Raw genomic sequence first — 4,241 nt, forward strand, 5'->3', positions numbered from 1 at the left:
CCGCTGCTGCCCGAGTCCGGGCTGCTGTGGATCATCCGGATCGGCCTCATCGTCGCCCTGGTCATCCACGTCGGCGCTGCCATCGCCCTCACCCGCCGCGCGCACTCCGCACGCACGGTGAAGTACGCCGTCAAGAAGAACGTCGCCTCGTCGGTCTCCTCGCGCACGATGCGCTGGGGCGGCGTCACGATCCTCGTCTTCCTGACCTGGCACCTGCTCAACTTCACGATCGCCAAGATCAACCCCGCGACCGGTGAGACCGGCTCCGCGGCCGGTGACCCCTACTCGCTGATGGTCGACACCTTCGACCTGTGGTGGATGACAGTCATCTACCTTGTGGCGATGGTGGCGCTGGGCCTGCACCTGCACCATGGAACGTGGAGCGCGATGCAGACGCTGGGCCTCACCAACACTGCCGCTTCTCGCGCCCGTGCGAAGGCCGCAGGCTGGGTCGTCGCGGTCGTCGTCGCCGGCGGCTTCTCACTCGTCCCCCTGTCCGTCCTCCTCGGCATCATCGAGAAGTAGGGAGCACTTCATGGCCAGCAATCTCGACCTCTCCGGCATCACCCCTACCAACTCGGCGAGCACCCAGACCTCCGACGACGCCCACGGCTACTACACGCCCGGTGAGCCGCTCGTCGACTCCAACGCACCGACCGGCCCGATCGCCGACCGGTGGACCAAGCGCAAGATGGACAACCGCCTGGTCAACCCGTCGAACCGCCGCAAGCTCGACGTCATCATCGTCGGCACCGGCCTGGCCGGTGGCGCTGCCGCAGCCACGCTCGGCGAGGCCGGCTACAACGTGAAGTCCTTCTGCTACCAGGACTCCCCGCGTCGCGCGCACTCGATCGCCGCTCAGGGCGGCATCAACGCCGCCAAGAACTACAAGGAGGACGGCGACTCCACCTACCGCCTCTTCTACGACACCGTGAAGGGCGGCGACTACCGCTCGCGCGAGTCGAACGTCTACCGCCTTGCCGAGGTCAGCGCCAACATCATCGACCAGTGCGTCGCACAGGGCGTCCCCTTCGCCCGCGAGTACGGCGGCCTGCTCGACAACCGTTCCTTCGGTGGCGTGCAGGTCTCGCGCACCTTCTACGCCCGCGGCCAGACCGGCCAGCAGCTGCTGATCGGCGCCTACCAGGCGCTCGAGCGCCAGGTCGCCGCCGGCACCGTGACGACGTACACCCGTCACGAGATGCTCGAGCTGATCATGGTCGAGGACGGTGGCACGCAGAAGGCCCGCGGCATCATCGCGCGCGACATGGTCACCGGCGAGATCCAGACCCACCTCGCCGACGTCGTCGTCCTCGCCTCCGGCGGCTACGGCAACGTCTTCTTCCTCTCGACCAACGCGATGGGCTGCAACGTCACCGCGACGTGGCGCGCGCACCGCAAGGGCGCCTACATGGCCAACCCCTGCATGACGCAGATCCACCCCACCTGCATCCCGGTCTCCGGCGACCACCAGTCCAAGCTGACCCTGATGTCCGAGGGCCTGCGCAACGACGGTCGCATCTGGGTGCCGAAGAAGAAGGAAGACTGCGACAAGGACCCGCGCGACATCCCCGAGGAGGACCGCGACTACTACCTCGAGCGCATCTACCCCTCCTTCGGCAACCTGGTCCCCCGCGACATCGCGTCGCGCCAGGCCAAGAACATGTGCGACGAGGGTCGCGGCGTCGGCCCGATGGTCGGCGACTTCCGTCGCGGGGTCTACCTCGACTTCGCCGACGCGATCGCGCGTCTGGGCAAGGACGGCATCGAGGAGAAGTACGACAACCTCCTCGACATGTACGAGCGCATCACCGGTGAGAACCCCTACGAGGTGCCGATGCGCATCTACCCGGCCGTCCACTACGTCATGGGCGGCCTGTGGGTCGACTACAACCTGCAGTCGAACCTCGAGGGCCTGTTCGTGGCCGGTGAGGCCAACTTCTCCGACCACGGCGCCAACCGCCTCGGCGCCTCGGCGCTGATGCAGGGCCTGGCCGACGGCTACTTCGTCCTGCCGAACACGATCCGCGAGTACCTCGCCGACGCGCCGTTCGACAAGATCTCCGAGGACCACCCGGCTGTCGTCGAGGCTCGCACCTCGGTGGAGCAGCGCATCGAGAAGTTCCTGTCGCTGAAGGGCACCCGCTCGGCCGACAGCTACCACAAGGAGCTCGGGCTCATCATGTGGGAGTACTGCGGCATGGAGCGCTCCGAGGAGGGCCTGCGCAAGGCCATCGACATGATTCGCGAGCTCAAGGCCGACTTCTGGACGAACCTGAAGGTGCTCGGCACGGCCGACAGCCTCAACCAGTCCCTGGAGAAGGCCGGCCGCGTCGCCGACTTCATCGAGCTCGGTGAGCTGATGTGCATAGACGCGCTCAACCGTCGCGAGTCGTGCGGAGGCCACTTCCGCGCCGAGTCGCAGACCGAGGAGGGCGAGGCGCTGCGTCACGACGAGGAGTTCGCCTACGTGGCGGCGTGGGAGTTCGGCGGCGACGCCGGGCAGCCGACGCTGCACAAGGAAGACCTGATCTACACGGCCATCGAGATGAAGCAGCGGAGTTACAAGTGAACCTCACCCTCAACATCTGGCGTCAGGCCAACGCGACCGCCCAGGGCTCGATGCAGACCTACTCGCTGAGCGACATCTCCGAGGACATGAGCTTCCTCGAGATGCTCGACGTCCTCAACGAGCAGCTGCTGGCCTCCGACGAGGAGCCGGTCGCCTTCGACCACGACTGTCGCGAGGGCATCTGCGGCTCGTGCGACCTGATGATCAACGGTCAGGCGCACGGCCCCGAGGTCACCACGACCTGCCAGCTGCACATGCGGTCCTTCAAGGACGGCGACAACATCACGATCGAGCCGTGGCGCGCTGACGCGTTCCCGGTGATCAAGGACCTGATGGTCGACCGGTCGGCCTTCGACCGGATCATCCAGTCCGGCGGCTTCATCTCGGCCAACACCGGCTCGGCCCCCGAGGCCAACTCGGTGCCCGTGCAGCGTGACAAGGCAGTGCGGGCCTTCAACATGGCGACCTGCATCGGTTGCGGCGCCTGCGTGGCGGCCTGCCCCAACGGCTCGGCCTCGCTCTTCATGGGCGCCAAGATCACCCAGCTCGGCCTGCTCCCCCAGGGTCAGCCCGAGCGCGACAGCCGCGTGATCGGCATGGTCGGCCAGCACGACGCCGAGGGCTTCGGCGGGTGCACCAACATCGGCGAGTGTGCCGGTGCGTGCCCCAAGGAGATCCCGCTCGACGTGATCAGCCAGCTCAACAAGGATCTGCGTACGGCCATCAAGAACGGCTACTGAGCCGCAGCAATCCTCTCGAACGCCCCGTCCCGGCTGCTGCCGGGCGGGGCGTTCGGCATTTTCGACAGCGTGCCCGCGGTCTAGTCTCCCCGCATGAACTCTCGGAGCCCTCTCACCGCCCTCCTCGTCGTCGACGTCCAGCACGGCAACACCGCCGAGGCCTACGAGCGCGAAGCCGTGATCGGTCGGGTCGCCGACCTGATCGCTCGCGCCGAGGCCGCAGGCGCGCCGGTGCTGTGGGTGCAGCACGAGTCAGGACCGTTCATCCCGGGCTCCGACCCGTGGCAGATCGTCGAGGCCGTCCGACCCGACGAGGGCCGGACCGTGATCGGCAAGCAGCACCTCGACGCCTTCGCCGACACGTCGCTGCGGGCCGAGCTCGACGCCCTCGGGGTCACCGCCCTGGTGATCTGCGGGGCGGCGACCGACGCCTGCATCCGCACCACGACCATGCGCGCCCTCGTCGAGGGCTACGACACCACCTTGGTCGCCGATGCCCACACCACCGACACCGGCCCGTGGGAGCTCCCGCTGCCGAGCGGCGAGATGGTGCCCGTCGGGGCGCGCGAGATGATCGCCTACACGAACTTCTTCATCGAGGACACGACCTACCCGGGCGTGACGACCCGGGTGCTACCGGCCGACGAGATCGTCTTCGGCGACTGACCCGGCGTCGTTGCGATCGGCCTTGAGGGCCCGCCAGCCCAGTCGAGCCAGCACGCCCGCGATGGCGAAGTTGACCACGATGAGCACGAGGTGGGCGATCCAGTAGCCGGCCGCCCGGTCCTCACCGCTCTCGTAGGCGGCGTAGAGGTTCTTGGCGAACATGCTGAACGTGAGCACGTTCCACGCGGCGACCGACAGCAGGAGCAGCGCGTGCGTGCGCTCGAACTTCATGACCGGTCCTTCTTCCGGAGGGCGGCGACCAG

Annotated in this window: 5 protein-coding genes; 4 read left to right on the forward strand and 1 reads right to left on the reverse strand. The window is 67.6% G+C overall.

Annotated features, from left to right (window positions below):
- The 4 genes from VOI19_RS15300 to VOI19_RS15315 form a co-directional block, all read left to right on the forward strand.
- Positions 1 to 525, forward strand: a 525-nt coding sequence (locus VOI19_RS15300; protein ID WP_323793828.1) for a succinate dehydrogenase cytochrome b subunit, incomplete at its 5' end; no start/stop codon positions are given.
- 10 nt (positions 526 to 535) lie between these two features.
- On the forward strand, positions 536 to 2,572 hold the full coding sequence (locus VOI19_RS15305; protein ID WP_323793829.1) for a fumarate reductase/succinate dehydrogenase flavoprotein subunit: 2,037 nt from the start codon (positions 536 to 538) through the stop codon (positions 2,570 to 2,572).
- Complete coding sequence (locus tag VOI19_RS15310; RefSeq protein ID WP_323793830.1) at positions 2,569 to 3,312, forward strand: succinate dehydrogenase/fumarate reductase iron-sulfur subunit; 744 nt, start codon at positions 2,569 to 2,571, stop codon at positions 3,310 to 3,312. Before VOI19_RS15305 ends, VOI19_RS15310 begins: the two co-directional genes overlap by 4 nt.
- Positions 3,313 to 3,405: 93 nt before the next feature.
- Positions 3,406 to 3,978: an isochorismatase family protein gene (locus VOI19_RS15315; RefSeq protein ID WP_323793831.1), complete on the forward strand. Its 573-nt coding sequence runs from the start codon at positions 3,406 to 3,408 to the stop codon at positions 3,976 to 3,978.
- Here VOI19_RS15315 and VOI19_RS15320 read toward each other — a convergent pair.
- A partial coding sequence (locus VOI19_RS15320) for an SCO4848 family membrane protein (protein ID WP_323793832.1) occupies positions 3,946 to 4,241 on the reverse strand: 296 nt, incomplete at its 5' end. The genes VOI19_RS15315 and VOI19_RS15320 overlap by 33 nt on opposite strands.

The sequence above is a fragment of the Nocardioides sp. genome, from assembly GCF_034670285.1.
Taxonomy (GTDB): domain Bacteria; phylum Actinomycetota; class Actinomycetes; order Propionibacteriales; family Nocardioidaceae; genus Nocardioides.